This is a genomic window from Candidatus Infernicultor aquiphilus, from assembly GCF_002784285.1.
GTDB classification, from domain to species: Bacteria; Atribacterota; Phoenicimicrobiia; order Phoenicimicrobiales; family Phoenicimicrobiaceae; genus Infernicultor; species Infernicultor aquiphilus.
The window spans coordinates 1-2,490 of record NZ_PFKO01000138.1 but is presented as its reverse complement, the minus strand read 5'-3'; the positions used below and the strand labels follow the sequence as shown (position 1 = coordinate 2,490).

The 2,490-nt window shown below is 31.2% G+C and carries 3 protein-coding genes and 1 pseudogene; 1 reads left to right on the top strand and 3 read right to left on the bottom strand.

Annotation, left to right across the window (positions count from 1 at the left end; genetic code table 11):
• The 3 genes and pseudogenes from COZ07_RS03795 to COZ07_RS03785 form a co-directional block, all read right to left on the bottom strand.
• Nucleotides 1-216: pseudogene (locus COZ07_RS03795) on the bottom strand (acetolactate synthase, large subunit, biosynthetic type); the annotation flags it as partial.
• Between the two features lie 62 nt (nucleotides 217-278).
• Entirely contained in the window at nucleotides 279-734 is a 456-nt protein-coding gene (locus COZ07_RS03790) for an ISAs1 family transposase (protein ID WP_406607257.1), read from the bottom strand.
• Nucleotides 721-1,389 carry an ISAs1 family transposase gene (locus COZ07_RS03785; RefSeq protein WP_406607256.1) on the bottom strand — a complete coding sequence of 223 codons (669 nt, stop codon included), beginning with the start codon at nucleotides 1,387-1,389 and terminating at the stop codon, nucleotides 721-723. The genes COZ07_RS03790 and COZ07_RS03785 overlap by 14 nt, the downstream gene beginning before the upstream one ends.
• Nucleotides 1,390-1,548: 159 nt before the next feature.
• Here COZ07_RS03785 and COZ07_RS03780 point away from each other — a divergent pair, with 159 nt between their 5' ends.
• Nucleotides 1,549-2,487 carry an IS982 family transposase gene (locus tag COZ07_RS03780; RefSeq protein WP_406607255.1) on the top strand — a complete coding sequence of 313 codons (939 nt, stop codon included), beginning with the start codon at nucleotides 1,549-1,551 and terminating at the stop codon, nucleotides 2,485-2,487.
• Nucleotides 2,488-2,490: the final 3 nt, after the last annotated feature.

Genomic DNA, 2,490 nt, shown 5'->3' with positions numbered 1-2,490 from the left:
TTTTGATTGATTAATTAATTTAGCAGTTTTTAAAACTAGGCCTCGAGTCATAACAAAACAAGAATTATAGCCTGGTAAATTTAAATTTTTAGGATAATGAAAAGATTTAACTTCATTTTTAGAAATATCTAGCGGAATATCAATTAAAACTGGCCCGGGACGTCCAGATGAAGCAATATAGAAAGCTTCTTTTATAATGCGTGGCAGATCACGCACAGAATCAACATAATAATTATGCTTGGTAATCGGTTGGGTAATACCCGCACGGCTGGCACGTTCTACAATAAACTCAGCATAAATGGCACATTATTAGCGCATTTTTCTATTGCTTCCTGAATACATTCAAATCCGCGATTTCGAAAAATATTAATAGCTAAATTACGAATAAGGGAATAATTAGCCGGGGCGTGCTTTGTTTTTACTTTCCAATCATCTTCCAAGAAAGTTTTATCTTTAATATAATGAAAACTTTCAATTTGCCAATGGGAGCGAATACCTTCGTAAAAATATTTGGCACCAACTTCAGGCTTTAAATCGGAGATAAAATAGGCAATTTCTTTAGTTGTTTTTTCTTTAAATTTAACGATTCTTTCCACTTCGATTATTGAATTGACACTTTCCCATTTCTTTTTATTGGCCTCATCTAAATTATTTTTAGATACTTTCACTATTCTTTTTTCTATTCTGCCTCGATTCTTTTCCTCTTTAACATACTGTGATTTAAGTTTTCCAATTTTTACTTTTTTTTATATCCTCAGACAACTTCTTCTGATTGTTTTTTACTCCAATAATATAATGATTTTTACTTTTCTTGATCGCTTTTATTGTCTTTTCTTGGCAATGTAGTGCGTCCAAGGTAAAGGTAATATCCTTTAAATCCAACATTTTAATCAAAGCTTGAACAGTGGGGATTTCATTTTCTTTTTTAGTCTCTATTTTTGCCGACGTTAATACTTGTTTTCTTTTACTGGCAAAAACCGAAACTAAGCTGGTAAAATTTTGAAAATTAGTTTGAGAATTTTTAATAGTGCCACGCATTGCTTTGCCATCAAGACTGATAATGTCTTTCTTTTCTATTTTAACTATTTTTAACGCCCATCCGTAAAATATATTTTGCAGTTTTGAAAAATCAGTTTGTTGAATTATTCCTTGAATAACGCTTCTACTGGGTATCTCTTTTCTGGCTATTTTTAAAGCCTTTATCAGAGCTTGTTTGTTGTTCTTGGCAAATCTTGAAATTGCTCTTTCACTTTTGGATCCAGCCATAATAGCCATAATAATAATCAACAACACAATTTCCAACGGATGTCTTTTTCCTTCTTTTCTTCTATGATCTTTCAATGTCTTCAGCAAGCAGATCAAGTCTTGCTCTCTTGGTTTTTGTTTCATTTTTATGGGGAGTTAATTGTTTATCCCATGATTATACACTTTTTTGAAAGAACATGCCAGCCGTGATTATTAACTCGAATCTCACACGGCAAACTTTTGCTAGAGTAAGCCATATGCTATAATTAGATTGATAAAAAATAATCTAAATAATATAAACATATGACTTACCTTAACAAGCTTGCTGATCTGGAATTAATTCTAATATCTATCTATTGTTTTGTCGATGATTTTATTAAAAATATCCTTTTAAATATTAAATACGCTCTGCAAAGACCAGATAGAAACAATCCACCAGTTAAGAAGTTTAATCTTGGGTTAGCTGAATTAACATCATTAGCTTTATTTAAATTCTTTACTGGTCATCGGAATTGGAAAACATTCTATTATTTTGTAAAAACATATCACCAGACTGATTTTCCTAATCTTCCTAGTTATCAAAATTTCTTACGAGCAATGAATAAATTATCCTTCTTTGCCCTCTTTCTTTTACAAGCTTTTATGAGTTTTTTTAGAAAAATAACTGGTTTAAAAAAGATTAAAATTACTGACAGTACTAAGTTAGAAGTCTGCAAGATTAAACGTGAATTTAGCCATAAGGTAGTTAGAGGTTTAGCGGCTAAAAGTAAAAGCACTATGGGCTGGTTCTATGGCTTTAAACTTCATATTATTTGTAATGAGCTAATGCAAATCTTAAGCTTTAGAATAACTGCTGGCAATATCGACGATCGCAAGGGCTTGGACATGATCTGGAATAATATCTTTGGTTTGATTATTGCTGACGCTGGCTATCTTGGTAAAAACTGGCAGGAAAAAGCAAAGAATTTAGGTAAACAATTATTTACAGCTGTCAAAGCAAATATGAAAAAAATTATGACTAAAACTCAACATCAATTACTTAAATTAAGACAGAGAGTAGAAACAATCTTTTCAGTTTTAAAACTAAGACTTGGTTTAGAAACTTCACTACCTAGATCACCCTTAGGATACTTTGCTCACTATATTTGGTGTTTAACTGCTTATCAAATTAATCAATATTTTACTTATATCTTTACTAGAAAAGAAGGACTTTTATCAGAAGCTAAGGGGATGTTAGCCTAATGA

Excerpts from the sequence above, each read along its gene's own strand:
- COZ07_RS03785 (WP_406607256.1), bottom strand. The coding sequence starts at position 1,389 with ATGAAACAAAAACCAAGAGAGCAAGACTTGATCTGCTTGCTGAAGACA.
- COZ07_RS03780 (WP_406607255.1), top strand. The coding sequence starts at position 1,549 with ATGACTTACCTTAACAAGCTTGCTGATCTGGAATTAATTCTAATATCT.